The sequence below is a fragment of the Acinetobacter geminorum genome (genome assembly GCF_013009345.1).
Classification (GTDB): Bacteria; Pseudomonadota; Gammaproteobacteria; order Pseudomonadales; family Moraxellaceae; genus Acinetobacter; species Acinetobacter geminorum.
Genome location: NZ_JABELE010000004.1, coordinates 185,992 through 211,900 on the forward strand (window position 1 = coordinate 185,992; position 25,909 = coordinate 211,900).

27 protein-coding genes, 1 pseudogene and 1 riboswitch are annotated in these 25,909 nt (G+C 37.8%); of the genes and pseudogenes, 16 read left to right on the forward strand and 12 right to left on the reverse strand.

Annotated elements, in window-relative coordinates:
• The first annotated feature begins 111 nt into the window (after nt 1-111).
• Nucleotides 112-975 carry a DMT family transporter gene (locus tag HJG58_RS05500; protein WP_216076517.1) on the forward strand — a complete coding sequence of 288 codons (864 nt, stop codon included), beginning with the start codon at nt 112-114 and terminating at the stop codon, nt 973-975.
• A gap of 2 nt (nt 976-977) precedes the next feature.
• Here HJG58_RS05500 and HJG58_RS05505 read toward each other — a convergent pair whose 3' ends face one another.
• From HJG58_RS05505 to tusD, 4 genes are read right to left on the reverse strand one after another with little or no spacing between them, the layout of a single operon-like run.
• Nucleotides 978-1,289 carry a TusE/DsrC/DsvC family sulfur relay protein gene (locus tag HJG58_RS05505; protein ID WP_170248201.1) on the reverse strand — a complete coding sequence of 104 codons (312 nt, stop codon included), beginning with the start codon at nt 1,287-1,289 and terminating at the stop codon, nt 978-980.
• Between the two features lie 17 nt (nt 1,290-1,306).
• Nucleotides 1,307-1,591, reverse strand: coding sequence for a DsrH like protein (locus tag HJG58_RS05510; protein WP_170248202.1), 285 nt, complete (start codon nt 1,589-1,591; stop codon nt 1,307-1,309).
• 17 nt (nt 1,592-1,608) lie between these two features.
• A complete protein-coding gene (locus tag HJG58_RS05515) occupies nt 1,609-1,959 on the reverse strand; it encodes a hypothetical protein (RefSeq protein ID WP_046812288.1) in 351 nt (116 codons plus the stop codon).
• Nucleotides 1,960-2,003: 44 nt separating this feature from the next.
• Nucleotides 2,004-2,372 (reverse strand): sulfurtransferase complex subunit TusD, encoded by a 369-nt coding sequence (gene tusD, locus HJG58_RS05520; protein ID WP_002115623.1) that lies wholly within the window; start codon nt 2,370-2,372, stop codon nt 2,004-2,006.
• A 65-nt stretch (nt 2,373-2,437) separates the two neighbouring features.
• Here tusD and HJG58_RS05525 point away from each other — a divergent pair, with 65 nt between their 5' ends.
• Entirely contained in the window at nt 2,438-3,445 is a 1,008-nt protein-coding gene (locus HJG58_RS05525; protein WP_063099004.1) for an NAD-dependent epimerase/dehydratase family protein, read from the forward strand.
• Nucleotides 3,446-3,561: 116 nt separating this feature from the next.
• Nucleotides 3,562-4,956, forward strand: a complete 1,395-nt coding sequence (fumC, locus tag HJG58_RS05530; protein WP_170248203.1) for a class II fumarate hydratase — start codon at nt 3,562-3,564, stop codon at nt 4,954-4,956.
• Between the two features lie 97 nt (nt 4,957-5,053).
• Here fumC and HJG58_RS05535 read toward each other — a convergent pair whose 3' ends face one another.
• Nucleotides 5,054-5,347 (reverse strand): hypothetical protein, encoded by a 294-nt coding sequence (locus HJG58_RS05535; RefSeq protein ID WP_086265618.1) that lies wholly within the window; start codon nt 5,345-5,347, stop codon nt 5,054-5,056.
• A gap of 173 nt (nt 5,348-5,520) precedes the next feature.
• On the opposite strand from HJG58_RS05535, the pseudogene HJG58_RS05540 reads away from it, so the two are divergent.
• A pseudogene (locus tag HJG58_RS05540) lies at nt 5,521-6,222 on the forward strand (alpha/beta fold hydrolase).
• Here HJG58_RS05540 and HJG58_RS05545 read toward each other — a convergent pair.
• Nucleotides 6,217-6,480 carry a hypothetical protein gene (locus tag HJG58_RS05545; RefSeq protein ID WP_002115584.1) on the reverse strand — a complete coding sequence of 88 codons (264 nt, stop codon included), beginning with the start codon at nt 6,478-6,480 and terminating at the stop codon, nt 6,217-6,219. The pseudogene HJG58_RS05540 and the gene HJG58_RS05545 sit on opposite strands and share 6 nt — an antisense overlap.
• Nucleotides 6,481-6,708: 228 nt before the next feature.
• On the opposite strand from HJG58_RS05545, the gene HJG58_RS05550 reads away from it, so the two are divergent.
• The 3 genes from HJG58_RS05550 to HJG58_RS05560 all read left to right on the forward strand — a co-directional run bounded on the left by HJG58_RS05550 (nt 6,709) and on the right by HJG58_RS05560 (nt 9,544).
• On the forward strand, nt 6,709-7,152 hold the full coding sequence (locus HJG58_RS05550; RefSeq protein WP_005073889.1) for a BLUF domain-containing protein: 444 nt from the start codon (nt 6,709-6,711) through the stop codon (nt 7,150-7,152).
• A gap of 242 nt (nt 7,153-7,394) precedes the next feature.
• Nucleotides 7,395-7,886 carry a hypothetical protein gene (locus HJG58_RS05555; protein ID WP_170248204.1) on the forward strand — a complete coding sequence of 164 codons (492 nt, stop codon included), beginning with the start codon at nt 7,395-7,397 and terminating at the stop codon, nt 7,884-7,886.
• A gap of 149 nt (nt 7,887-8,035) precedes the next feature.
• A riboswitch (glycine riboswitch) is annotated at nt 8,036-8,124 on the forward strand.
• A gap of 175 nt (nt 8,125-8,299) precedes the next feature.
• Entirely contained in the window at nt 8,300-9,544 is a 1,245-nt protein-coding gene (locus tag HJG58_RS05560; protein ID WP_170248205.1) for a D-amino acid dehydrogenase, read from the forward strand.
• Nucleotides 9,545-9,588: 44 nt separating this feature from the next.
• Here HJG58_RS05560 and HJG58_RS05565 read toward each other — a convergent pair whose 3' ends face one another.
• Entirely contained in the window at nt 9,589-10,233 is a 645-nt protein-coding gene (locus HJG58_RS05565) for an A1S_1983 family putative colistin resistance protein (protein ID WP_216076518.1), read from the reverse strand.
• A gap of 100 nt (nt 10,234-10,333) precedes the next feature.
• Between HJG58_RS05565 and ispF the strand changes: the two genes are divergently transcribed.
• The gene (gene ispF / locus HJG58_RS05570) at nt 10,334-10,825 is read left to right on the forward strand and encodes a 2-C-methyl-D-erythritol 2,4-cyclodiphosphate synthase (RefSeq protein WP_068530955.1); all 492 of its coding nucleotides are present in this window, start codon (nt 10,334-10,336) and stop codon (nt 10,823-10,825) included.
• Here ispF and HJG58_RS05575 read toward each other — a convergent pair.
• From HJG58_RS05575 to glnL, 5 genes are all read right to left on the reverse strand, one after another.
• Complete coding sequence (locus tag HJG58_RS05575; RefSeq protein ID WP_086265613.1) at nt 10,813-11,337, reverse strand: protein tyrosine phosphatase family protein; 525 nt, start codon at nt 11,335-11,337, stop codon at nt 10,813-10,815. The two genes, ispF and HJG58_RS05575, sit on opposite strands and share 13 nt — an antisense overlap.
• 192 nt (nt 11,338-11,529) lie before the next feature.
• On the reverse strand, nt 11,530-12,447 hold the full coding sequence (argF, locus tag HJG58_RS05580) for an ornithine carbamoyltransferase (RefSeq protein WP_033847312.1): 918 nt from the start codon (nt 12,445-12,447) through the stop codon (nt 11,530-11,532).
• An 85-nt stretch (nt 12,448-12,532) separates the two neighbouring features.
• Entirely contained in the window at nt 12,533-13,213 is a 681-nt protein-coding gene (gene adeN, locus HJG58_RS05585; protein ID WP_170248206.1) for a multidrug efflux transcriptional repressor AdeN, read from the reverse strand.
• 264 nt (nt 13,214-13,477) lie between these two features.
• Entirely contained in the window at nt 13,478-14,971 is a 1,494-nt protein-coding gene (glnG, locus tag HJG58_RS05590) for a nitrogen regulation protein NR(I) (protein ID WP_033847310.1), read from the reverse strand.
• Nucleotides 14,958-16,067, reverse strand: coding sequence for a nitrogen regulation protein NR(II) (glnL, locus tag HJG58_RS05595; RefSeq protein ID WP_170248207.1), 1,110 nt, complete (start codon nt 16,065-16,067; stop codon nt 14,958-14,960). Before glnL ends, glnG begins: the two co-directional genes overlap by 14 nt.
• Nucleotides 16,068-16,409: 342 nt before the next feature.
• Here glnL and rimO point away from each other — a divergent pair, with 342 nt between their 5' ends.
• The 8 genes from rimO to bamA all read left to right on the forward strand — a co-directional run bounded on the left by rimO (nt 16,410) and on the right by bamA (nt 25,871).
• Nucleotides 16,410-17,753 carry a 30S ribosomal protein S12 methylthiotransferase RimO gene (gene rimO, locus HJG58_RS05605; RefSeq protein WP_032003820.1) on the forward strand — a complete coding sequence of 448 codons (1,344 nt, stop codon included), beginning with the start codon at nt 16,410-16,412 and terminating at the stop codon, nt 17,751-17,753.
• A 51-nt stretch (nt 17,754-17,804) separates the two neighbouring features.
• Nucleotides 17,805-18,533: a UMP kinase gene (gene pyrH / locus HJG58_RS05610; protein WP_000852257.1), complete on the forward strand. Its 729-nt coding sequence runs from the start codon at nt 17,805-17,807 to the stop codon at nt 18,531-18,533.
• An 84-nt stretch (nt 18,534-18,617) separates the two neighbouring features.
• Nucleotides 18,618-19,172, forward strand: a complete 555-nt coding sequence (gene frr, locus HJG58_RS05615) for a ribosome recycling factor (protein WP_002115638.1) — start codon at nt 18,618-18,620, stop codon at nt 19,170-19,172.
• Between the two features lie 5 nt (nt 19,173-19,177).
• Nucleotides 19,178-19,930: a polyprenyl diphosphate synthase gene (uppS, locus tag HJG58_RS05620; RefSeq protein WP_068563093.1), complete on the forward strand. Its 753-nt coding sequence runs from the start codon at nt 19,178-19,180 to the stop codon at nt 19,928-19,930.
• Nucleotides 19,930-20,754, forward strand: coding sequence for a phosphatidate cytidylyltransferase (locus tag HJG58_RS05625; protein WP_017385994.1), 825 nt, complete (start codon nt 19,930-19,932; stop codon nt 20,752-20,754). The genes uppS and HJG58_RS05625 overlap by 1 nt, the downstream gene beginning before the upstream one ends.
• Nucleotides 20,755-21,951, forward strand: coding sequence for a 1-deoxy-D-xylulose-5-phosphate reductoisomerase (gene ispC / locus HJG58_RS05630; RefSeq protein WP_170248208.1), 1,197 nt, complete (start codon nt 20,755-20,757; stop codon nt 21,949-21,951).
• Nucleotides 21,952-21,953: 2 nt separating this feature from the next.
• A complete protein-coding gene (gene rseP / locus HJG58_RS05635) occupies nt 21,954-23,309 on the forward strand; it encodes an RIP metalloprotease RseP (protein ID WP_170248209.1) in 1,356 nt (451 codons plus the stop codon).
• A 36-nt stretch (nt 23,310-23,345) separates the two neighbouring features.
• The gene (bamA, locus tag HJG58_RS05640) at nt 23,346-25,871 is read left to right on the forward strand and encodes an outer membrane protein assembly factor BamA (protein WP_216076519.1); all 2,526 of its coding nucleotides are present in this window, start codon (nt 23,346-23,348) and stop codon (nt 25,869-25,871) included.
• Nucleotides 25,872-25,909 lie beyond the last annotated feature (38 nt).

A 25,909-nucleotide genomic window follows, 5' to 3' on the forward strand; every position in this document is an offset into this window, starting at 1 on the left:
CGAACTGTACTGGTTATTAATACATTACAGTTCTTTAAAATTGTACTGCTTTGTATCTGGTTTATTCACCTTAGCACAGCTTAAATTCTTCGTATAGTGACGGAGAAAATTATGAATAGGTTTATGAATGGCTGGGTGAATGGTTTTATTGGCGTGGCTATTTTTGCGGGATCACTACCAGCAACACGCGTAGCCGTAATGGGTTTCGATCCTGGTTTTCTAACTGCGGCACGTGCGGCAATTGCAGGTATTTTAGGCCTTATTCTTATTTTGGTTTTAAAACAAAAAAAACCAGCCAAGCAAGATTGGTGGCCTCTTGCCATCGTTTCTTTAGGTGTGGTGATAGGTTTTCCTCTATTTACAGCGCTTGCTCTGCAATACATGAATGCAGTTCATTCAATCGTTTTTATTAGCCTTTTACCTCTCGCAACTGCAATATTTGCTGTGTTAAGAGGCGGTGAAAAACCGAATCAATTTTTCTGGATATTTGCAGTCTTAGGGAGTGCGGTTGTCTTCACTTATATGTTTTTGATTTCTGGTGATACCTCACTTGGGATAGGAGACTTTTATATGTTGATGGCGATCATTTTTTGTGGCTTTGGCTATGCAGAAGGCGGTGTACTTTCAAAAAAAATTGGTGGATGGCAGGTCATTTGTTGGGCGCTTATTTTGTCACTACCTTTTATGCTATTTTTGACTATTTTCTATATGCCAGCTTCATTTCAGAACATATCTACATCAGCTTTAGTAGGTCTTATTTATGTGTCTTTATTTAGTATGCTGATTGGTTTCTTCTTTTGGTACAAAGGGCTTGCGCAAGGAGGAATTGCTGCGATTAGCCAACTACAACTCTTGCAACCTTTAATGGGATTAGGTATTGCTGCGGTCTTGTTACACGAACAAGTAAGTTGGTCAATGTTGGTGGTTACAGCAGCAACAATTTTATGCGTCGCTGCTGCCAAGAAATTTACTTAATTTTATAAACAATTTGCTGGTTTAGGAATCCCTGCTAAACGACTTAAGTGACGCGCCACTAAACCAGTATTAAATTTTTGCTGTAAAACAGCATTATTAATATCTGGACTGACGGTTTTTATTAAGAATTTAATCAGCGGGCGAGTTGCTGGAGAATGTCCAAACTGTTGATAAAACTGACGTACAGCCGCTAAAACTTCAAAATGCCAATCGGTGAGTTCAAGATCAAGCGATTTGGCAAGTTCTTGGGCAACTTCAGGATTCCAGATTGTGTAATCAACCAAATGACCATCTTGGTCTAATTCTAAATTCATGAAACTAGCCTAAATAATTATTTAAGAGAAATACAGCGATTAAACGTTAAAACCAGATCAGCAAATTGATCATAATCTAATACCTTCACCTGAGATAAAGTATCTGTATCAAGTAAGTCTTTTTCGATGCTTAAGCATGAAACAGATTCAAATGGTTGAATCATTTCAGCAGAAAGGTGTGCAACTGAATCACCCATAAAAACAACTTGATCACCTATCTGAAAAAGATAACTTAATTCATCAATAATCTTCGGCGTAGAATGGTAAGAAGATTGCACAAGATAAAGCGTTGACGGATTCATTAAACTTACACCTTTATCTACCAATATAGAACATGATCAAAAGATTGAATGAACTCAGCATTCAACTGAACGAATTCAATCTCTTGTTCGGTTTTTTGTACAAGAGGATGCTGCTGATTTTTACTTTCAATCAGAATAGGGCTCAAGTCGTAGAACTCAAAACTTTCGACCATATTTGAGGCCACTTTGAAAGCCTGACAAAACTGATCAAAACTCAAATCATTTTGCAGAAGACTAAGAGCTGCATCTTTCAATAATACTTTGACTGGTGAGCCAAAGGTTGCTAAAACCATAGTAGCAGAAAGGCTTTCATTGATTTGAAGACTGGTTAAATTGGCTTGGCTTAAAATGACGAGTACAGATTTCACACAATATACCTTTTAAAAGCAACAATCTAAGCAAACAAAGTAACTTAAAATTGAATAAGACGAGATGCTGACTGTACTGCATCAGCAAGTTCACCTAACCCGACAAGTTCAAAGTCTTTGGCAAGGTTGTGATGAGTAAGGTGATGGCGACTGGCATTTTCTGCATCTGTAATACCACGAGCGAGGGCAGCACTCACACAAACAGGAAGACGAATCGCAAGCTTTTGCCATTCATGCGTTAAATTACGCTGGTCGTCAGGAACCCATTGAAAATCATTAGCAACCTGCACGCCATCTTGGTAAAAGAATACACGGAAGTCTTCATTTTTACTTTTGAGTGCCTGAGCAAGTCCTAACGCATGCCAAGCATGAATGGAAGTAGGAGCAGAGGTAATTAGTAGTAATGTACTCATTGAGAATTCACTATGGTCATACGTCTAAATGGGCGTAGATACATTAAGAGAAAGGTAAGTATACAATGATTTTAGTGACAGGTGGTTTAGGCTTTATCGGTTCACACATTGCGTTGAGTCTAATGGCTCAAGGGCAAGAGGTGGTAATCGTCGATAATTTGGCTAATTCAACCTTGCAAACTTTGGAGCGACTAGAGTTTATTTCTGGTATGTATGTTCCATTTGTCAAACTTGATGTACGTAATACACCAGCGCTAAATAAGGTGTTTGAGCAATATTCAATTGATGCAGTTATTCATACTGCCGGATTTAAATCAATTGAAGAGTCTAACCTTAAACCTCTTGAATATTATAATGATAATGTTAGCTGCATCATGAGTTTACTGCGTGCCATGCAACGTACGGGTGTTCGTCACTTCATTCATCTGTCTAGCCTTGCAGCTTATGGGAAATCTGGTTTGCAATTGAGCGAAACAGAAGAATTTAATTATGCTTATCCTAATCCTTATATTAAGTCTCAACAGATGATTGAAGAAATTATCCGTGATACTTATAAAATTGATCATGAGTGGAAAATTGCGATTTTACGATTATCTAATATCGTGGGTGCATTTGAGCATGGAGTGCTTGGAGAGTATGTCGCTCAGCTGCCTAAAAATATCGTACCACTTGCCATGCAAGTCGCTGCAATGCAACGTGATTTGATTGAATTACAAGATCAAGCTGAAACGTCAGATCATACGACTGAACGCAGTTTTCTACATGTCTTAGATTTATGTGAGGCGGTTAGTGCGAGTTTACATTGGCTGCGTGAACAAACGCATTGTTGCGAAGCATTTAATATTGCCCATGACCAAGTTCATTCAATTCGTCAATTACTCGATGAAATTTCACAGGTCACTCAAGCTGAGATTTCAACACAACCAGCAATTTATAAACATGTTGAGTTAGATCAAGTTGGGGCTAATATTGAAAAAGCGAAAACATTATTGCAATGGTCACCAAAACGCCCGTTAAAACAAATGATCGAAGATGAATGGCGCTTTTATCAAAATACTCTAAATGGGAGATAGGATAATGATTCTTATTTACAATGCTAGTATGCTTGAGTACGATATTCAAAATTAACTAGCCAGAGCAAACACTTGCTTCAGCCCGTGAGTTCTTTATTGAGATAACCGAGGTTTCTATGCAAACACGAATTGAACATGACACTATGGGTGAGATTGAAGTTCCAAATGAAGCATTGTGGGGAGCACAGACTCAACGCAGCTTGCAGAACTTTAAAATCGGGCAAGAACGATTACCCCGTGCCATGATTCGAGCAATGGGTTTGGTAAAAAAAGCTGCTGCAATAACTAACGCTGAACTTGAGCAATTACCACAAGATTTGAGTCAATATATTGTGGGCGCGGCTCAAGAAGTAATTGATGGTAAATGGGATTCACAGTTTCCTTTAGTCGTTTGGCAGACCGGTTCTGGTACGCAAAGTAATATGAACTGCAATGAAGTGATTGCAAATATTGCAAACCAAAAATTAGGTCAAGTGTTAGGTGCCCAAAAACCTGTACATCCAAATGACCATGTCAATCGTGCTCAATCAACAAACGACTCATTTCCAACCGCCATTCACGTGGCAGCAAGTTTACAAATTAACGAATTACTCATCCCTGCTGTAGAGCAACTTAAAGCGACTTTGCAAAGAAAGTCAGATGAATTTCAAGATATTGTCAAAATTGGCCGTACTCATTTGCAAGATGCTACTCCATTAACCTTAGGCCAAGAATTTAGTGGCTATGTATCTCAGCTTGAGCATGGATTAGTTCGATTACAGCAAGCTTTAACTGGTTTATATGAGTTGCCATTAGGTGGCACAGCGGTAGGGACTGGGTTAAATGCACATCCTGACTATGCCGTAAAAGCAGCTGCTCAACTTGCTTTGCTGACTGGCTTGCCATTTGTAACTGCGCCTAACAAATTTGAAGCACTTGCAGGTCGTGATGCAGCTGTTTTTGCATCAGGTGCATTAAAAACTTTGGCTGTAAGCTTAAACAAAATCGCGAATGATATTCGTTGGCTGGCAAGTGGACCGCGTTGTGGTTTTGGTGAAATCCGTATTCCAGAAAATGAGCCTGGTTCAAGCATTATGCCGGGGAAAGTAAACCCCACACAAAGTGAAGCAATGACCATGGTTGTTGCGCAAGTGCTTGGAAATGATACGACCATTAATGTAGCAGGTGCTTCAGGTAACTTTGAATTAAACGTATTTATGCCTGTGATTGCTTATAACTTATTGCAGTCTATTCAATTGCTTGGTGATGCGTGTAATAGCTTTAATGACCATTGTGCAGTAGGAATTGAGCCTAATCGCGACAAGATTGATCACTTCTTGCATAATTCTCTGATGCTGGTTACAGCTCTAAATCCGGTAATCGGCTATGAAAATTCTGCAAAAGTTGCAAAGACTGCTTATAAAGAAAATAAAACTTTGAAGCAGGTAGCTGTTGAGCTTGGTTTAGTTACAGCAGAACAATTTGACGAAGTAGTTAAACCTGAAAAAATGGTTTCGCCAAATAGTAAGTAATTACTAAAAACAATGTAAGCGTTAATATTTATATAAAAGCCCTCATCTGAGGGCTTTTATAGGTAGAGACTAACTTATAGCTTGAGATAGGAAAATATCAAAGTAAGCCTTCTATATATTCCCAGCCATGAGATTTCATAGCTTCAAACTTCTTTTTTAGCTCTTCTTTTTCGTAGTCATGTATATCGCGTGCTAAAAGAACATGATACGAGTTAGTTTCTGGTTCTATAGTCACTTCAATAATCTCTACTGGTTCAATCACTCCACTCTCAGTTAAACCAGAATCTATAAAACACATTCCTTTTACAGGAATAACAGTACAATCATATTCCTTGGAAATAAAATAATTATTTGCTGAAGCGGAATACGTACGTGATGCTCTAACTTTCATGTGTACCTCCTTCAAGCGTAAAAAGGGAATGTTTTAGTCTGGCGTGCTTGTAGAGTTAATACTGTTTAATTTATATAGTGATTTTATTTTTTACTTCAATATTCTAATTATCGATTTTTTATTAGCATAAAATGCTGTTAGCTATAATTTACAAGTAAGGTATTAAAAAACTTATGAATCAAAAGCCACTTTCAGTTGTTTTAATTCCTGGTTATATGCTTGACGAATCTCTGTGGAATGAAGTCATAAATGAGGTGCCTAAAGAGTGGAATATATCTCGAGCTACTTTAAAAGAAGGGCAAACAATAAAAGAGATTGCTCAGAATATTGTTAAAAATGCGCCTGAGAGCTTTGTATTGATTGGATTCTCACTTGGAGGATATATCGCTAGATCTATAGTGGAGCAATTTCCTGAAAAGGTTAAGGCGCTTGTTTTAATAGCCTCTTCATTACGTTCAGATACAGAAGAGCAGAAAAATCAAAAGTTAACCGCAATTAAACTTAATTCTGAGAAAACTTTCCATGGGCTAAGCTCAATATCAATTGAAAAAACATTTCATCCATCAAATGTGCAGAATCGTGCTCTTGTAAAAAGAATCCAAGAAATGGGAAAAACTTTGGGTTATGAAGAGTTCGTAAAACAATCGATGTTAGATAGAAGCTCTTATGATATGAGTAAGATCGCATGTCCAACTTTAATTATTTCTGGTGCTGAGGACCAGCTCCGCTCCAAGGAAGAAGCCATAGAATTATTAGATCAATTGCCACATGCAAAGCTTGAGATAATTTAAAATACGGGCCATATGATTCCGATTGAACAGCCGAAAGCATTGGTTTCAGTGGTTTTAACTTGGTTAAGTAGTTATCTTTCATGAGGGCCTAACTTTCGTTTTCTTCGTCAGAATCTTGATAATCTTGAAAACTTGATTACCAAGTTTGATTTTTTGATGAACAGTTGCATGATCAAGCTCATCCCATAACTCAAATGGGAAAAACTCCGAACTATGATCAAATATCCATAACCATTGATAGCTATTGTTAAGGGTATTCTTATCAAAACGAACATCTTGAACTTTGACAATTTTAAACTGTTTATGATGTTCATCTTGAAGAATAACTTCATGATTCTCCATTAGACATCCACACATTAAAAACAATTTTCAATTGTACTAAAATTAATAGTGTCTCATTAACTTGTTAAGTTGGTATTAATTTACAAAAGATTTCGGGTTGTTAAAGTTTGTCATTTTCAAAAAGAAAATAATCTTTACTTTTGAAATACAAGGTTTTAATTAGGTTACATTGTAAGAAATGTGTGCAAATGTCAGAATGTACAATGAAATCTATCTTCGAGTATCGCTATGAGTTTAATAGGCTTTATGTATGCAAGTAAAACCAATAGTGAACATAGTCAAATAAAACAAGATTTAATTGATATTCTCACTGAAGCAGTCAAATTCAACTCACATAATGATATTACAGGAGTACTTTACTATGGTAATGGATACTTCTTGCAGTATTTAGAAGGTGAGAAAGAACAGGTCGAATCGCTATTTTATAAATTAATTTTGAAAGATTCGAGACATCAGAACTGTGAAATCATCTTTTCAGAACCATCCGAACAACGGTTATTTAAACATTGGAGTATGAAATTTGCTCCCATTAACACGAAAATAAAAGAGTTCTTTCATCATCATCATGTTGATGAGTTTAATCCGTATCTGCTTAACACTACATCTATTCCCTCTTTTATTGAATTGCTTGTAGATCAACCAAACCATAAAGTTGATCAATATCAAGGTTAATCAAAATCAGGAATTGCAGTAGATTTTTAATTATCCTATGTAAAATTAAGCTCTCTTCGGAGAGCTTTTTATCACGAAGGTTGAAACTTTCACTAATTAATGGCGAATTGGCGTTGAATAAGCCGTCATAATTGTTAAAATGCCCACCTTGTCCTGTTTTTATATTGTTTTTTGTTTTGCATTTATTTCGCAAAGTTAGAGATAAAATTATTAAAAACAGCTGCTTAGTTAAGGATTTTTGAATGCTCTCTATTTATTTGACAGATACCCAACAACACGTGCAATTTAATGATTATCCTAGTGATCAGCCGGTTAAGTTTCTGTTAAATCTTAAAAAGATTTTCCCAAGTACAGCGGATTTATTATTACCAGTTTTACCTGAAAATAATGCTTTAGAAAACGTAACGTGGGAATCAACCTCAAAAGATTTTGAAGTCTTTAAAAAGCTATTAGCGGGATGGGGTGTGATAGAGCTTCGTTTAAATGCAATTACTGCTTATAAAGATAAAAACTTTGCAAATGAGCTAGTGAAACAAGCACAGGTAAAACGTAAGAAAACAGCGCAAAAAAATCATCAGCTTTCTTTAGTTGCTTTGGATTATATTTTTATGCACGAAGTTCATGCATTGATTGATGCTGAGCTGGTCACTATTGGTGAAAAATTCTATTTACCAACTTTGCGTGAGCAATGGAAGGGTACGGTTTCAGACCAAGTGCTCAACGGAAAACTCTAATTTAAGTGCAAAAGGTGAATTTATAAAAATTCACCTTTTTTATTGCTAATTAAATCAATAACTTATATTTTTAAAATTGCTTATACAAAAGTTTACAAGAAAAGAATGCGTTTTTTCTAATGTGGCAGATACATTGCTTATATAAATACAAAATTATTGCGGGAGAGAGGTTCATTAAGAACCCGCCGAAGGAGCAACAAGCCCGGAAACTCTCAGGCAAAAGGACTGTAATAATTAAAAAATCTGGAGAGAAGCTTAGATTTATAAGAATGGAAAACAATAACTTATAAATTATAAACTCACCGAAGGGGAAGATCTAAACGTTAAAAGGTAACGTTGGGGTCGAAACTCTCAGGTACCAATGACAGATGGGCTGTACTGATGAAATGTTTTGCATTTCTGAGGAGTCTGTTATGCCACATGTTATTGTGATAGGTGCGGGAATCACAGGGGTTACCTCTGCTTATGAGTTATCTCAACTGGGTTATCAAGTCACAGTGATTGATCGACATTTATATCCTGCAATGGAAACATCATTTGCCAATGGAGGGCAATTATCGGCTTGTAACGCCGAAGTATGGAACCAAAAAGCTACCGTGATTAAAGGCTTTAAATGGATGAGACAAAAAGATGCTCCTCTATTGTTGAACCCTTCATTTAGTTTGCATAAGTATAGTTGGCTAGTTGAATTTCTATCACATATTAAAAACTATGAAGCGAATACGATTGAGACAGTTCGTTTGGCATTACTCGCTCGTAAGCGTTTATTTGAAGTAGCTGAAAAAGAGCAACTTGAGTTTGATTTAGAGAAACGTGGAATTCTCCATATGTATCACAGTAAGGCTGACTACGAGATTGCTAAACAAGTTAATAATGTATTGAACAAAGGTACATTGGAGCGCTATTCGGTTTCACCTGATGAAATGAAAATAATAGAACCATCTTTGACGGGTGACTATTTCGGTGGTTATTACACACCAAGTGATGCGACGGGTGATATTCATAAATATTCAACCTCTTTGGCCGAGAAGACTAAACAATATGGCGTTGAATATAAGTTCGGCCTAGAAGTTATGGATATTAAGTGCAGCGCAGACAAAGTAGTCGTAACTTGTCAGCCAAGTGCTGAGCATCCCTATCTGGTTGAGTCCGACAACATTCAGCTAGAAGGTGATGTACTTGTGGTTTGTGGTGGTGTAGGGAGTTATCAACTTGCCGACATGATTGGTGAGCGAGTAAATGTGTATCCAGTAAAAGGTTATTCAATTACAGTGCAATTAAAAGATGAGCACAGTGTGAAGAATGCTCCTTGGGTGAGCTTGTTAGATGAAAGTGCAAAAATTGTGACCTCTCGTTTAGGTAAAGATCGACTGCGTGTGGCAGGGACTGCTGAGTTTAATGGCTATAACCGCGACATACGGGCTGATCGTATTCAACCATTAGTGAATTGGGTAAACCGTAATTTTGATATTTCCACAGAGCATGTGGTGCCTTGGGCTGGGTTAAGGCCTATGATGCCAAATATGCTGCCAGTAGTAAAACAATCTAAACAACCTCGTGTCTTTTATAATACAGGGCATGGGCACTTAGGTTGGACTTTGTCTGCGGCGACCGCAGTTCTAGTGGGTCAGGATATTGCACAAAAATATCCAGTGTAGGAACTAAAAAGCCAGTGTTTAAGCACTGGCTTTTATTTTAAGCGTTAATCATATAAGCGGTAGATTCCACTGAAACGTTCACAGCCTTTTTGCTGAGTTTTTACCTTCAGTAAAGCTTTTTGAAAATTAAACTGATATTTACAGTTGTGCTCATTGTCTAAAATTTCACTTTTTTGCTCAGGCGAACTATACGCCATCAATGAAATCGTTTGAGTTTCTTTGCGATTATTTGGGCTGCGGTATGCTATCCCTTCAATCTTGATTTTGTCTTTCGCAAGTTGATGGACTTGAATGTGTACAGGCTGATTTGCTATATGTCCATTCTCAAACTTAAGATAATGTTGGGTAAGCGTTTGCTTAAGCGACGCATAAAAATTTAAGTCATCAGTACGTAAATCAAACTGTTGTTGAATACATGTATTGCTCTTGCATTGCTGAGTATGTTTAGACCATAACTTTTGTGTATCCTGTAAAAGCTGTAAGGGGGCATCAGTAACTAAATATGCAGAAAGATATTTATTATTGAGTTGCTTTCTTGATTCACTAAATGTTTTTGAGCAGATTTTAAGCTTAGTTCCAGTATTGGAACAGTCTATTGATTCTGCAAAGACAAGAGGTGAACATAAACAACTCAGTGTCACGACAAAACTTAATCTTTTCAATTGATTCATATCAGTATTAGACAGCATGATCGCTTATACTTTCAGTCTACTTTGCTAGGTGTACTATAGCGAAACAGAAAGGCTGAATACAAGATTTCTTAAGTTTTTATGGAAGGTAATAATTTATATGGTTGCTCAGATTCGTATTGGACAAGGAATAGATGTACATGCCTTTGAAGAGGGGAACTTCGTTACATTGGCGGGTATTCAAATTCCACATACACATGGTTTGAAAGCACACTCGGATGGTGACGTCGTACTTCATGCGCTATGTGATGCTTTATTAGGCGCTTTAGCGCTTGGAGATATTGGACAGCATTTTCCTGATACTGATCCAGAATACAAAGGCGCAGATAGTCGAGTATTGTTAAAGCATGTTTATCAATTAATTTTAGACCGCGGATATCAGTTAAATAATGCCGATATTACGGTGGCTTGTGAGCGTCCAAAACTAGCTAAGCATAATTTAGAAATGCGCCAAAGCATTGCTGACGTTCTAAATGTAGATATTAATCAAATTAGCATTAAAGCAACGACAACCGAAAAACTAGGGTTTACCGGTCGTCAAGAAGGCATTTTGGCAACAGCGACTGTTTTAGTCTCTCATCACACTAAATGATCGGCCTGTTGCAAAGATTGCTGAAGTTCTAGAGTTGCCTTACGGCCTTGTAGCTGTAAGGTAATACTATGAATGAGTCCAGTCCAAGTTTCGTTTGGTTCCCAAATTTCGTGCAATAAATCTTGAGACGTAGGCATATCCATATTCATATAAAACTGTCTATAGACATACATAAGGCAACTTACACGTTTATTTTTGGCACAATGTATCCAAACAATTTCATTTTGCACTAAATGATCAATCAAATCTAAAACTAATAAGCACTGCTCAGCAGAAGGAATCTCCCAATCAATTGGAATATGAATGTAATTTAAACCAAGGTCTAAACAAATACGATCTTCATTTTCAAGATGATTTGAAGCATTAGTTAAAGCAAGGTTAATGACTGTACTACACCCATACTCTTTAATCAATTTTAGTTGTTCGACAGAAGGTTGGGCTGAACTAAATAAATGTTCATGAATAATTGAAAATGTGGGAATTTGGGATAATGATTGTTCAACGGTTGTCATGATCGCACTCTACAAGAGTAGGCTTAGCTTATTGTGTAGAATGTTATACACGATTCTAGATCAGAGTTGAAATATAGAGTGTTTATATATTCGACAACGTTATCAAAATTTTAAAAATAATTAACTAGAGAACTACAAGTCTTATAAAAATAAAAAAACAGCATCATAAAGATGCTGTTTTTTTCTAAATACTTAAGCTTTTAGATTTTCATTCAATAAAAATTCGACTAAAGCTTTTTGAGCATGAAGACGGTTTTCTGCCTCATCCCATACCACTGCATTTTTATGATCGAGCATGGTTTCCGAAATCTCTTCGCCACGATGAGCAGGTAAGCAGTGCATAAATAAACAGTCTGGGTGAGCAAGACCCATTAATTTTTCGTTAACCTGAAAATCAGCAAAGGCTTTTTCACGAAGTTTTTGTTCTTCTTCTTGGCCCATACTTGCCCATACATCAGTCACAATGAGATCGGCATTTACTGCTGCATCTTCCGCATTATCATAAAGCTCAACGCAATGACCAAACTCCGCTAAAAATTCAGGTTTAGGTTCATATCCTTTTGGCGATGCAATCTTGAGTTTGAAACCCATCATGTGTGCAGCTTCAATGTATGAATTACACATATTATTACCATCGCCAATCCAAGCAACGGTTTTGCCTTCGATGCTGCCGCGATGTTCAATATATGTTTGTAAATCTGCTAATAACTGGCAAGGGTGGTGGTCATCAGTTAAGCCGTTAATTACAGGCACTTTTGAATAAGAAGCAAAACGTTCAACAATGTCATGACCAAAGGTACGAATCATCACAATATCAAGCATACTTGAAATTACACGTGCTGAATCTTCGATTGGTTCGCCACGGCCTAATTGTGTGTCACGAGGCGATAAAAAAATCGCACTACCGCCAAATTGGTTAATACCTGCTTCAAAAGAGATACGTGTACGTGTGCTTGATTTCTCAAAAATCATTCCCAATACTTTACCGACAAAAGGTTGGTAGACCTTATTGTCATGTTGCATTTTTTTAAGCTCGCTTGCGCGTTCCAAAATGCGATTAAGTTCTAGAGTGGATAGATCACGTAAAGTCAGGAAATGTCTTAGAGCCATGTAGCTACTCCATAATAATTGTTTTGAAATATAACAATTATCTGTTGTTGGCTGGGTGGATGTGGGAAAAAAGAAGTCTACTATACTATAAGCATTTTAAAATGCAAAAGAAATAGACTTTATGATGGCCTTTTAAGAAAATATCTACGCAATAATTAATATAATCAATAGCTTCTTTCTCATTAGGTGGAAGTGGCATTCCCATAATCATACGCCATTCGATATCACGTAAAATTCCAAAATACATTAAAGAGGAATAATCTGGAGATGCGCAAAAAATTTCTTCTGCTTGGTGAGAGAAGAGAAGTGCTTGAGCAATTGTGTTTTGTACGTCTAGAGCGCACTTTTCATATAGATATTGACTCAAAGTTGCATTGCATTGTGTTTGCTCTATAACTAGACGTAAAAAAGCGATGTGTTCAGGTTGAATAATATGAGTATAAAAGCGGATCAGAGTTTGAACTAAATAATCGCGTAGAGAGCTTTGTGAAGGCTGAAATGGTACACAAATATCTTTAAAGAACATTTCGCGGCGGTAATCGCAAATTGCTGTAAATAAACCATCTTTATTGCCAAAATACTTATAAATTGACGCCTTAGAACCGCCTGCATGATTGACAATATCATCAAGAGATACTGCATCATATCCTTTCTCTAGAAACAGCTCGGTCGCGCTTAACAATAGGGCTAAACGACGTTCAATACCGCGGCGTGTTTGAGGTTTTTCACATACAAGATGATGTGAATCCATGACTGAATCATGCATAAAATTTAATAATTACGACTAACTTTGCTTATTTAGTATAGCAAAACTATCTTTAAGGATGCTGATTGCTATTTTTTTAGATCATATGCTGAACAGTAATTAACTAATTAAAGCAAATAAAATAATAAAAAATATGGGGTTAGTTTGTTTTTGAAATGATTAAATGATGTAACCTCGTGTTTATTTTAAAATTTAATGGAAATCCGATCTTAAAAAAAGCGGCTAAGAATGACTTAACCGCTCTGAAGTTAACGCATAAGTGTTTTAGGCCTCAGTTTGAGTAACCTTGTGCTCATCTTCTTCATCATCATCTGCAGAATCCATTCCAAGTTCTTTTAATTTGCGTGTTAAGGTATTGCGACCCCAACCTAATAATTCCGCTGCGTGACGTTTGCGTCCACGTGTTTGTTGTAGAGCTGCGTTAATCAATGTGCGTTCAAACATCGGTGTGGCAATATCCAAAATCTTCATTTCACCATTCTTAAGCTTTTGAATGGCCCATTGATTTAGTAGCTCATCCCAATGGTGTAAGGAGATACGCTCAAATGAAGGTGCAGGTTGTCCAGAATCACTATTCTTTTGCAATGGAACTTGTTTAAGCTCTGATGGTAAATCTTCTGGATAAACTTCACGACCAGTGATCATTACAGTTAACCAGCGGCATGTGTTTTCTAGTTGGCGAACATTACCGGGCCATGGTAACTGTTGCATGTAGTCCGTTGTTTCAGTGCGTAAGATTTTTGGACTTACACCAAGCTCTTTGCCTGCACGAGCAAGAAAATGCTGCGCAAGCATCGGGATATCTTCGCTACGGTGAGCAAGTTTAGGAATGTGAATACGAATAACATTTAAGCGGTGATATAGGTCTTCACGGAAGCGACCTTCATTTACCAGCTTTTCTAAATCCTGATGTGTAGCCGCTACAATTCGAACATCTACTTTAACGGGAATATGTCCACCTACACGATAGAACTCCCCGTCAGCGAGTACGCGAAGCAATCGAGTCTGAGTTTCAAATGGCATATCACCAATTTCATCAAGGAACAATGTTCCACCATTTGCCTGTTCAAAGCGGCCCTGATGCTGAGTGTTTGCTCCTGTAAAAGCGCCTTTTTCATGACCAAATAACTCGGTTTCAATCAAGTCTTTTGGAATTGCAGCCATATTTAAAGCAATAAAAGGCTTAGCACGGCGTGGGGAGTGCTTGTGTAAAGCATGCGCAACTAGTTCTTTACCTGTACCTGATTCACCATTAATTAAAACAGTAATATGAGATTGAGATAAACGACCGATGGCGCGGAAAACCTCCTGCATTGCCGGAGATTCACCAATAATTTCTGTTGATTGAAGAGGTGAGGCTGTTTTTGTAGCTTCTTGCTGTTGTAGTTTATTAATGTGCAGGATCGCGCGATTGACTAAAGCTAAAGCTTCATCAATATCAAAAGGTTTTGGTAAATACTCAAATGCACCCGTTTGATAGCTTGATACAGCAGACTCTAAGTCAGAATGTGCTGTCATAATAATGACAGGTAAATCTGGATGGGTGTTTTTGACTTTAGACAAAAAAGTTAAACCATCAATTCCAGGCATGCGGATGTCAGTTAAGATGACATCGGGAGCATCATGGTGCAAACGTTCCAGCGCAGTTTGAGCTTCTTCAAAATTGGTAACATCAAAACCTTCCTCTTTAAAGGTCTTTTCCAATACCCATCGCATGGCGCGATCATCATCAATAACCCATATTTTATTTCGCGACACGGTCTGACTCCCAAGGTAAATATAAGCTAAAAATTGTTTTTCCAGGAACAGATTGGCATTCAATCATTCCGTTATGTTGATGCATAATATTCTGTGCAATACTCAGGCCAAGCCCAGTACCTTTTGCTCGTCCAGTAACCAATGGATAGAATACTGACTCCAAAATACTTTCAGGAATGCCTGGTCCATTGTCCTCTATATCGACTCGCACTGTAGATCGATTTAGTACACCGTTAATCGTGACAAGACGTTGTATGCGTGTACGTAGAATTAACTCCGGTTCGTGATCTATAAAAAATGCTTTGTTTTCTGTTATGGCTTGAATTGCATTTACACTAATGTTGAGCATGACTTGTATTAATTGATCACGATCGGCATTAACATCGGGTAAAGACAAATCATAATCCCGTATAATTTTAATTTTCTTCTTTGTCTGGTTGGCGATAAGTGAACGCACTCGCTCCAAAGGCTCGTGTACGTTAACATTTTCATAACTTGGGAGTTGTCTAGAACCCAACATAGTATCTGCCAAGTTAGTTAAACGATCTACTTCATTAATAATGACATCTGTAAATTCAGCATAACTCTTATCGTTTAAACTGCGAGCGAGTAATTGAGTTGCACCACGAATACCTGCCAGTGGGTTCTTAATTTCGTGAGCCACGCCACGTACAAGCTGCCTAGCCACCTGATGTTGTTGTACCAGATTTTCTTCTTTAGAAATCTTTAACATGCGATCAATCGGGTTGAGCTCAAGCAAGAGTAATGGGTGATAACTTTTACCTGCATTTAATTGAGACACTGTGTAATCAACATGAAGGTCTTTAAAGTTGACATTAATAACCGCTTCTCGACGAGTATAAGGTTGACCCGTTTTTATGGTGTTTAATAAAGCTTCATGTGTATTAAAAGTATCATCTGGTGCATGAAGTAAGTTCAAAACCGGCTGTCCTGAAGCTCGAAGCAAACTAATGTCAAATAGTGCTTCGCAGGCAGAATTTAAGTAAAAAATATTCAAGTTACCATCGATCAATAAAATCGCAGTAGTTAAATTGTCTACCAATAGGCGATAGTCGATAGGGTTGTGTTGATCCATTAGCGAATCGTTCCTGTCTTAAAATAGCGCAATGGCATCTTCATTGGTTATCGGATTTTCACCGTTATAGAACATGAACGATGCAAAATATACGCCAACTTTGTTTATGGGTTATTTTAAAGTTTTAAAGTATTTAAAAACGCGCTGAAATCGGTCTTTATATCGGTTGATCAAAACTGATGGCTTGAATATAGATAATAACATGATCCAACTTGGTGCAAAGGTGAGTTTTGGTGCAAATGTTGGTCGTATTTTGGTGCATTACACAAAGAGTAGGCTTTCCACCTATGCTTGAGACAAGAAAAGACATACAATACGCGCATTCAAGTGGAGCGCAGATTCATGAAGACCCCCAAAGTCGGTTTTGTTTCTTTAGGTTGTCCTAAGGCATTGGTAGATTCTGAACGAATTTTAACTCAGTTAAAGACTGAAGGTTATCAAGTTGCATCAGATTATGATGGTGCTGATTTAGTTGTTGTTAATACCTGTGGTTTTATCGAATCTGCGGTACAAGAGTCGCTAGATGCAATTGGCGAGGCCATGAGTGAAAATGGTCGAGTAATCGTTACTGGATGCTTAGGTAAAGACGAAGACAAAATTCGTCAAATGCATCCAAACGTTTTAAAGGTTACTGGTGCAGCAGCTTATCAAGATGTAATGGAAGCTGTGCATGAATATGTACCGGCACCTCCTAAACACAACCCGTTTGTTGATTTGGTTCCTGAACAAGGAATTCGCTTAACACCAAAACATTATGCCTATTTAAAAATATCTGAAGGATGTAACCATCGTTGTACCTTCTGTATTATCCCAAGTATGCGTGGCGATCTAGTATCGCGTCCAGTTGGAAGTGTACTGGAAGAAGCTGCTGCGCTTAAAAGAGCAGGTGTTAAAGAAATTTTGGTTATTTCGCAAGATACATCAGCTTATGGTGTAGATACCAAGTACAAACTTGATTTCTGGAATGGCCAGCCTGTTAAAACAAAATTCTTTGATATGTGTGAAGCACTAGGCCAACTTGGTATCTGGGTGCGCTTACATTATGTTTATCCATACCCACATGTTGATGCGGTTATTGACTTAATGGCACAAGGTAAAATTCTGCCATATCTTGATATTCCATTCCAACATGCAAGCCCGCGTATTCTTAAGTTAATGAAGCGTCCGGCTCACAGTGAAAATACACTCGAAAAAATTAAATTGTGGCGTGAAAAATGCCCGGAACTTGTAATTCGTTCTACATTTGTTGTGGGTTTCCCAGGCGAAACTGAAGAAGATTTTCAAATATTGCTCGATTGGTTAGTTGAAGCTGAACTTGATCGTGTTGGCTGCTTTACCTACTCACCAGTAGAAGGCGCTACGGCAAATGATTTACCCGATCATGTGCCTGAAGAAATTAAGCAAGAGCGTTACGAGCGCTTTATGCAAGTGCAGCAACAAATTTCTGCTGCTAAGTTGCAAAAACGTATTGGTCAAACGATGACTGTATTAGTCGATAGTTTGGAAGATGAATATCCTGTTGCTGTTGCACGTTCTTATGCCGATGCTCCGGAAATTGACGGTAATGTCTTTGTAGAAGATATCGATAAGAGCACTATTCAACCAGGCGATATGTTGGAAGTCGAAATCACCGATGCGGATGAATACGACTTATTTGCAAAGTTAATTAAAATTAAGTCGGTTTAATCGATAACGATTCAAAAAAGCATTCAGTTTAAGAGGTTTTGGAGCAAACTCATGGCGGAAACAATTAGCCCCCGTTATTCACGCATTTTATTAAAACTATCTGGTGAAGCATTATCAGGTAACAAAGATATGGGTATTGATGCCCAAGTTCTTGATCAAATGTCCCTTTCAATTGCTCACTTAGTTGGCTTAGGTGTGCAAGTGGGTATCGTTGTTGGTGGCGGTAACTTGTATCGTGGTAGTCAGTTGCAAAAAGATGGCTTGGTTGGTCGTGTAACAGGCGATCAAATGGGTATGCTTGCAACTGTAATGAATGGCTTGGCTATGCGTGATGCATTGGTTCGCCGTAATATCAGAACTCGCCTTATGTCTGCATTACCAATTGGTACAGTAGTTGAGTCTTATTCAAGTCGTGATGCTATTCGTCACTTGAGTCAGGGTGAAGTTTGTGTTTTTGTTGCTGGTACAGGAAATCCATTCTTTACAACTGATACAGCAGCTTGCTTACGTGGAATTGAAATTGAAGCAAATTTAATTCTAAAAGCGACCAAAGTTGATGGCGTATATAATAAAGATCCAAGTAAATACGAGGATGCAGTTAAATATGATCATTTAACCTTTGATCAGGTATTGGACGAAAAACTTGGTGTTATGGATTTGACCGCTATTTGTTTATGTCGTGACCATAATGTGCCATTACAAGTTTTTGATATGAATAAATCAGGCGCGCTATTGTCAGTAGTCATGGGCGAAAAAGAAGGTACGCGCGTTACTAAATAATGTACGTGTTGACGAAAGCTCTTTATACTAGCGCTAAATTAAATTTGTTAAAACATCCTTGAATAAATAAGTAAGGTAGATCATATGATTAACGATCTGAAAAAAGACAGCGAACAGCGTATGTTAAAAACTCTTGAGTCTTTGGAACTAGGGTTTGCTAAAGTTCGTACCGGCCGTGCACACCCATCAATCTTAAATGGGGTAATGGTTCCTTACTACGGTTCTGATGTGCCTTTAAATCAAGTGGCAAACGTTGGTGTTGAAGATTCTCGTACACTTCTTGTTCAGCCATTTGAACGTACCATGGTTTCAGCTATTGATAAGGCAATTCGTGAGAGTGATCTTGGTTTAAACCCGATTACAGCGGATGCAATTCGTGTACCTTTACCTGCATTAACTGAAGAAACACGCCGTGATATGCAAAAAATTGCGCGTAGCGAAGCTGAAAATGCAAAAGTTGCAATTCGTAATATTCGTCGTGATGTGTTAGGTGATATCAAAGCATTATTAAAAGAGAAAGAAATCTCTGAAGATGATGAGCGCCGTGCAGGTGATGATATCCAGAAAATCACTGACAAATATGTTGCAGAAGTAGACAAGCGTCTTGCAGCGAAAGAAGCAGAATTGATGAAGGTCTAAATTTTATGACCGATTCAGAAGAGTATCATCTTCCTAAGCATGTTGCCATCATCATGGATGGCAACAACCGCTTTGCAAAAAAAAATCAAATGCAAAAAGGTGATGGACATCGAGAGGGTAAAAATGTTCTTGATCCTATCGTTGAACATTGTAAAAAAACAGGTATTCATGCTTTAACGGTTTTTGCATTTTCAAGTGAAAACTGGAATCGACCACAATTTGAAGTCGATCTGCTTATGAAGCTTCTTGAAGAAACTATTCATGAGCAAATACCTCGCATGAAGAAATTTAATATTGCTTTGCGTTTCATAGGCGATCGTTCCAGATTACCGTCACACCTAGTTGCCTTAATGGAAGATGCAGAGCAACAGACAGCACACCATAACACAATGACCTTAACTATTGCTGTGAGCTATGGTGGGATGTGGGATATTGCAAATGCAGCAAAACAAGTTGCTGAAGCGGTTTCCCGTGGTGAATTTGGTGCTGATCAAATAAATGTTGATTTGTTCGAAAAATATGTCAGTCTAAACGATCTGCCAGCTGTGGACTTATTAATCCGTACAGGTGGAGATTATCGCATATCTAATTTCTTGTTATGGCAAGCAGCATATGCTGAGCTGTATTTTACTGATACTTTATGGCCAGAATTTACAGTACAAGAATTCGATCATGCATTGAATGTTTTTTCAGGGCGTGAACGTCGTTTTGGCAAAACATCTGAACAAATTCAGCAAGAGAAAATAGAGAACTTATAATGTTAGAGCGGATTGTTACCGCATTGGTACTTGTCGCAGTTGTTTTAGGCTGTATGTTTGCTACGCAATCACATTATCCAATGTTGGTTCTTATGATTGTAGCAGCAGGGGTTGCGGGGTATGAATGGTATAAATTAATGCCCCATGAAACTGTAAATGCTGTAAAGCCAAAAGCTTGGTGCTACGGTCTGCTTGTTGCATTCGTTTCAGGCGTTGCTCTATTTTTCCATGATATTGCATTACTGTTGTGGTCAGCTTCAATTTTGACTTGGCTTGTAAGCGTTTATTGGGTCAAATCTTTTCCTGAATTTGATGGGTGGTATAACGCTACTCTATATGTAATTGGCATTATTTTAGTTTGTGCGGCGGTAACTTCAATTTTTGTTGTCTGGCAAAGTTCGCCATGGTGGTTAATGTATCTGTTCTTACTCGTGTGGGGTGCAGATAGTGGTGCTTACTTTGTTGGTCGTAAATTTGGTAAAAGAAAATTAGCACCAACTGTAAGTCCAAACAAATCAGTAGAAGGTTTGTATGGTGGTATTATCACGACCATACTGGTAATGTTGGTTGTGCAATACCAATATCTAAATTTAACTTTAATACAGCAAATCCTGTTTCTTATCTTGTCACTGATTACAGTATTTGGTTCAGTTCTAGGTGATTTGTTTGAGTCAATGATTAAGCGTCGTGCTGGTATTAAAGATTCTGGACGTGTGCTACCTGGCCATGGTGGTGTTTTAGATCGTATTGACTCTTTACTTGCTGCAGCCCCGATCTTTGCAACGGGAATGTATATATTAAAACTTATTGGTGTAGATTTATAAATGACACAATCTGTTTGCATATTGGGCGTAACCGGTTCCATAGGGCAAAGTACCTTAAAAATTTTAAATCAACATCCTGATAAGTATTCAGTATTTGCAGTTTCAGCTCATAGTCGAATTCCTGAATTGGTTGATATCTGTAAACAATTCCAACCAAAAGTCGTAGTTGTTCCAAAGCAAAAAGTTGACGAATTAGTAGCTTTATTTGCAAAAAAAGAATTACAAAATATTGCAATTTTGACTGATCAGGAAGGGCTGGTAAGTATCGCATCTCATCCAGATGTTGATGTAGTTATGGCTGCAATTGTTGGAGCTGCAGGTTTATTGCCAACATTGGCGGCTGTAAAAGCTGGTAAACGCGTTTTGCTAGCTAACAAAGAAGCTTTGGTCATGTCTGGTGAAATCATGATGCAAGCAGCACGTGATCATCAGGCATTATTATTACCGGTAGATTCAGAACACAACGCTATTTTTCAATCATTACCTCATAACTATTTAGAAGCTGAAAGAAATGGACAACCGCAACAGGGTGTATCAAGAATCTTATTGACCGCTTCAGGTGGACCATTTTTAAACCATTCGTTAGAACAATTAGAAAAAGTTACTCCCGCACAGGCTTGTAAGCATCCCAACTGGTCTATGGGGCAGAAAATCTCAGTTGACTCAGCTACTCTTATGAATAAAGGGTTGGAGTTAATTGAGGCATGCCATTTGTTTTCAATATCTGAACATTTTGTTACAGTTGTTGTTCATCCACAAAGTATTATTCATTCTATGGTGCAATATGTTGACGGTTCAACATTGGCTCAAATGGGTAATCCAGACATGTGTACACCGATTGCTCATGCATTAGCATGGCCAGAACGTTTACAGACTAGTGTTCCTGCTTTAGATTTATTTGAGTATTCTCAGCTTAATTTTCAAGCACCGGATATCCAGAAATTTCCAGCACTGGATTTAGCTCGTCAGGCAATGCGTGCAGGAGGGCTAGCACCTACTATTTTAAATGCTGCAAATGAGGTTGCTGTTGCTGCATTTTTAAAGGAACAGATTGGATTTACAGATATCCCACAAGTGGTAGAGCATACTTTGCAAAAATTGGAAAACTCAGTTGCTGATAATATCGAGTCTATTTTAAATAAAGATGAAGTAGCACGACATGTAGCACAGCAGTATATATCAAGTATAGGAGGCTGAAAATGAGCGCATTATTTATGATTGCAGCAGCAGCTCTCTTGCTCGGTCCATTAATTGCAATTCATGAGTTTGGTCACTATTGGGTAGCGCGAAAACTCGGTGTTAAGGTTTTAGTCTATTCCATCGGTTTCGGTCCAACATTACTTAAATGGACATCAAAAAAATCTGGAATTAAGTACCAACTTTCAGCTTTGCCTTTAGGCGGGTATGTAAAAATGCTCGATGAGCGCGAAGGTAATGTTGCAGAGCAAGATTTACCTTATGCATTTAACCGTCAAAAACCATGGAAGCGTATAGCAATTGTTGCGGCTGGACCTTTAATTAACTTGATTTTTGCTGTTTTACTTTTCTGGATTTTATTTTTACCAGCGCAAGAACAACTAAACACTAGAGTGGGTAAAGTTATACCTAACTCGCCAGCAGCAACTGCTCAACTACAAGTAGGTGATAAGATTATTGCTGTTGACGGAAAAGAAACGCAAACTTGGGAAAAACTTAACTTTGCTTTGATTGATCGTGTAGGTGAAACTGGTAGCTTGAATATCGATGTAGATCGTGCAGGCACTGAGAAAAATATTGTTTTACCGATTAAAGATTTTTTAAAAAACCAAAATGAATCAGCTTTAGATGTATTGGGTTTTTCACCCTATCGTCCAGTTATTCCTGCTGTTGTAACTGAGTTGACTGCAGATGGGGCAGCAATTCGTCAAGGAATGAAGGTTGGTGATCGTATTGTTTCAATTAATGGTCAAGTAATGAAGGATTGGTTTGATGTTGTGGAAGTCGTACAACATTCACCAGAAAAGTTACTTAATATTGATGTGTTGCGTAATGGTCAACTCGTTCATTTGCAAGTCATGCCTCAAGGAAAGCGTGACAACATGGGGCAAGTGAGTGGGGTTTTAGGCGTAAAAAGCGATGCAGGAAAAATTACAATTCCTGACGAATATAAGCAAACAATTCAATATACTCCAATACAAGCTTTCCAGATGTCGTTAGATAAGACTAGCCAAATCTCTAGCATGATATTGAGTTCAATAGTAAAAATGGTTAAGGGATTGATTGGTCTAGAGAATCTTTCTGGCCCAATTACAATCGCGAAAGTAGCGGGACAAAGTGCAGAAATGGGATGGCAGACTTTTATCTCATTTATGGCTTTAATGAGTGTAAGTCTTGGAATTTTAAATTTATTGCCAATTCCAATGCTAGATGGTGGACATCTCGTTTATTACATTATTGAAGCTATTCGTGGGAAGCCTGTTTCTGAACAAATACAAATGTTTGGTCTAAAAATTGGTATGGTACTGCTCGGTAGTATGATGCTTTTAGCTTTATTTAACGATTTTATGCGTTTGTAAACGTATATGGATTTATAACTTACTGGAAAAACTGGCATGCGGCACACACATTTTTTAATGCCTTTGGCACTTGTTAGCGCTATGGCAGCGGTACAACAAGCATATGCAGCTGATGATTTCGTTGTTCGAGATATTCGTATAGATGGTTTGGTCCGTCTAACTCCTGCAAATGTTTCTACCATGTTGCCAATCAACAGTGGCGATCGCGTTAATGAACCGATGATCGCAGAAGCAATTCGAACATTGTATGCCACTGGACTTTTTGACGATATTAAAGCATCAAGAGATAACGATACTTTAGTTTTTAATGTTGTAGAGCGCCCAATTATTTCAAAACTTGAATTTAAGGGTAACAAACTTATTCCTAAAGAGGCGTTAGAGCAAGGCCTCAAAAAAATGGGTATTGCTGAAGGCGAAGTTTTTAAGAAGTCAGCTTTACAAACAATTGAAACCGAATTAGAGCAGCAATATACTCAGCAAGGCCGTTATGATGCTGATGTAACTGTTGATACGATAGCTCGTCCAAATAACCGTGTTGAACTTAAATTAAATTTTAATGAAGGTACGGCGGCTAAAGTTTTTAATATCAATATTATTGGTAATACAGTTTTTAAAGACAGTGAAATTAAGCAAGCTTTCGCAGTTAAAGAAAGCGGTTGGGCTTCAGTTGTAACCCGTAATGACCGTTATGCTAGAGAGAAAATGGCAGCGAGCCTTGAAGCTTTGCGTGCGATGTATCTGAATAAAGGTTATATCAATTTTCATATCAATAACTCACAGCTTAATATTAGTGAAGATAAAAAGAACATCTTTATTGAAGTTGCTGTAGAGGAAGGTAGTCAGTTCAAATTTGGTCAAACCAAGTTTTTAGGTGATGCACTTTATAAACCTGAAGAACTGCAAGCTTTAAAAATCTATAAAGATGGCGATACTTATTCTCAAGAAAAAGTAAATGCTGTTAAGCAGTTGTTATTGCGTAAATATGGTAATGCTGGTTATTACTTTGCAGATGTGAACGTTGTTCCGCAGATTAATAATGAAACGGGTGTTGTTGACTTAAACTATTATGTAAACCCAGGCCAGCAAGTAACCGTACGTCGTATTAACTTTACAGGTAATAGTAAAACTGCTGATGAAGTACTACGTCGTGAAATGCGTCAAATGGAAGGCGCTTTAGCAAGTAATGAAAAAATTGATTTGTCTAAGGTTCGTCTAGAGCGTACAGGATTCTTCAAAACAGTTGATATTAAACCAGCTCGTATTCCAAACTCACCAGATCAGGTGGATTTAAACGTAAATGTTGAAGAACAGCATTCGGGAACTACGACATTAGCGGTAGGTTACTCGCAAAGTGGTGGTATCACCTTCCAAGCAGGTTTGAGTCAAACTAACTTTATGGGAACGGGTAATCGTGTTTCGATCGATTTATCTCGTTCTGAAACTCAAGACTACTATAACTTAAGTGTTACTGACCCTTACTTCACGATTGATGGGGTAAGCCGCGGTTATAACGTTTACTATCGTAAAACAAAGCTAAATGATGACTATAACGTTAATAACTATGTTACCGATAGTTTTGGTGGTAGTTTAAGTTTTGGTTATCCTATTGATGAAAACCAAAGCCTGAGTGCTTCGGTTGGTATTGATAATACTAAAGTAACGACGGGTCCTTATGTGTCTACCTATGTTCGTGATTATTTATTAGCGAATGGGGGTAAGGCGACAGGTCAAGATACTTACTGCCCATCAGATCAGTTGGAAACAACTACAGATCCAGTTACAGGAGCGGTTACATATACTGGTAAATGCCTTGTTACACCAATTCCATATAATAATGCATTTGAAGGTGAGTTCTTTACATATAACTTAAATTTAGGTTGGTCATATAACACCTTAAATAGACCAATTTTCCCTACTTCAGGTATGTCACATCGTGTAGGTCTGGAAATTGGTTTGCCAGGTAGTGATGTTGATTATCAAAAAGCAACTTATGATGCACAGGCATTCTGGCCAATTAAAGACACAGGTTTCGTGCTGCGTGGTTACGGTAAACTTGGTTATGGTAATGATTTACCATTCTATAAAAACTTCTATGCAGGTGGTTATGGTTCTGTACGCGGTTATGATAACAGTACCTTGGGTCCTAAGTATGCAAGTGTAAATTTACAAGAAACCAAGCAAAATGACGGTTCTCCAGAAGAAGTAGGTGGTAACGCTCTTGTACAATTTGGTACTGAATTAGCTTTACCATTACCTTTTAAAGGAGATTGGACTCGCCAAGTACGTCCAGTGTTATTTGCTGAAGGTGGTCAAGTATTTGATACTAAATGTGACGTTGGTTCTTATTCTATGATTATGAATGGTCAGCAAATCGCAGATGCTAAAAAATACTGTGAAGACAATTACGGTTTTGATTTAGGCAATATGCGTTATAGCGTAGGTGTAGGATTTACATGGATTACCATGATTGGGCCATTATCTCTTAGCTATGCCTTCCCATTAAATGATAAGCCTGGTGATGAAACTAAAGAGATTCAGTTTGAAATCGGTCGTACTTTCTAAGTACGACTTGACTAAGCAATGAAATAAGGAAACAAATT

Coding starts and splice junctions, on each gene's coding strand:
- tusD (WP_002115623.1), bottom strand. CDS start 2,372: ATGAGTACATTACTACTAATTACCTCTGCTCCTACTTCCATTCATGCT.
- ispF (WP_068530955.1), top strand. CDS start 10,334: ATGGTTGCTCAGATTCGTATTGGACAAGGAATAGATGTACATGCCTTT.
- rimO (WP_032003820.1), top strand. CDS start 16,410: ATGAAGACCCCCAAAGTCGGTTTTGTTTCTTTAGGTTGTCCTAAGGCA.
- HJG58_RS05550 (WP_005073889.1), top strand. CDS start 6,709: ATGAGTTTAATAGGCTTTATGTATGCAAGTAAAACCAATAGTGAACAT.
- HJG58_RS05525 (WP_063099004.1), top strand. CDS start 2,438: ATGATTTTAGTGACAGGTGGTTTAGGCTTTATCGGTTCACACATTGCG.
- HJG58_RS05625 (WP_017385994.1), top strand. CDS start 19,930: ATGTTAGAGCGGATTGTTACCGCATTGGTACTTGTCGCAGTTGTTTTA.
- uppS (WP_068563093.1), top strand. CDS start 19,178: ATGACCGATTCAGAAGAGTATCATCTTCCTAAGCATGTTGCCATCATC.
- HJG58_RS05535 (WP_086265618.1), bottom strand. CDS start 5,347: ATGAAAGTTAGAGCATCACGTACGTATTCCGCTTCAGCAAATAATTAT.
- HJG58_RS05565 (WP_216076518.1), bottom strand. CDS start 10,233: ATGCTGTCTAATACTGATATGAATCAATTGAAAAGATTAAGTTTTGTC.
- HJG58_RS05560 (WP_170248205.1), top strand. CDS start 8,300: ATGCCACATGTTATTGTGATAGGTGCGGGAATCACAGGGGTTACCTCT.
- HJG58_RS05555 (WP_170248204.1), top strand. CDS start 7,395: ATGCTCTCTATTTATTTGACAGATACCCAACAACACGTGCAATTTAAT.
- HJG58_RS05545 (WP_002115584.1), bottom strand. CDS start 6,480: ATGGAGAATCATGAAGTTATTCTTCAAGATGAACATCATAAACAGTTT.
- HJG58_RS05500 (WP_216076517.1), top strand. CDS start 112: ATGAATAGGTTTATGAATGGCTGGGTGAATGGTTTTATTGGCGTGGCT.
- argF (WP_033847312.1), bottom strand. CDS start 12,447: ATGGCTCTAAGACATTTCCTGACTTTACGTGATCTATCCACTCTAGAA.
- HJG58_RS05505 (WP_170248201.1), bottom strand. CDS start 1,289: ATGAATTTAGAATTAGACCAAGATGGTCATTTGGTTGATTACACAATC.
- fumC (WP_170248203.1), top strand. CDS start 3,562: ATGCAAACACGAATTGAACATGACACTATGGGTGAGATTGAAGTTCCA.
- pyrH (WP_000852257.1), top strand. CDS start 17,805: ATGGCGGAAACAATTAGCCCCCGTTATTCACGCATTTTATTAAAACTA.
- adeN (WP_170248206.1), bottom strand. CDS start 13,213: ATGCATGATTCAGTCATGGATTCACATCATCTTGTATGTGAAAAACCT.
- rseP (WP_170248209.1), top strand. CDS start 21,954: ATGAGCGCATTATTTATGATTGCAGCAGCAGCTCTCTTGCTCGGTCCA.
- glnL (WP_170248207.1), bottom strand. CDS start 16,067: ATGGATCAACACAACCCTATCGACTATCGCCTATTGGTAGACAATTTA.
- HJG58_RS05510 (WP_170248202.1), bottom strand. CDS start 1,591: ATGAATCCGTCAACGCTTTATCTTGTGCAATCTTCTTACCATTCTACG.
- frr (WP_002115638.1), top strand. CDS start 18,618: ATGATTAACGATCTGAAAAAAGACAGCGAACAGCGTATGTTAAAAACT.
- bamA (WP_216076519.1), top strand. CDS start 23,346: ATGCGGCACACACATTTTTTAATGCCTTTGGCACTTGTTAGCGCTATG.
- ispC (WP_170248208.1), top strand. CDS start 20,755: ATGACACAATCTGTTTGCATATTGGGCGTAACCGGTTCCATAGGGCAA.
- HJG58_RS05575 (WP_086265613.1), bottom strand. CDS start 11,337: ATGACAACCGTTGAACAATCATTATCCCAAATTCCCACATTTTCAATT.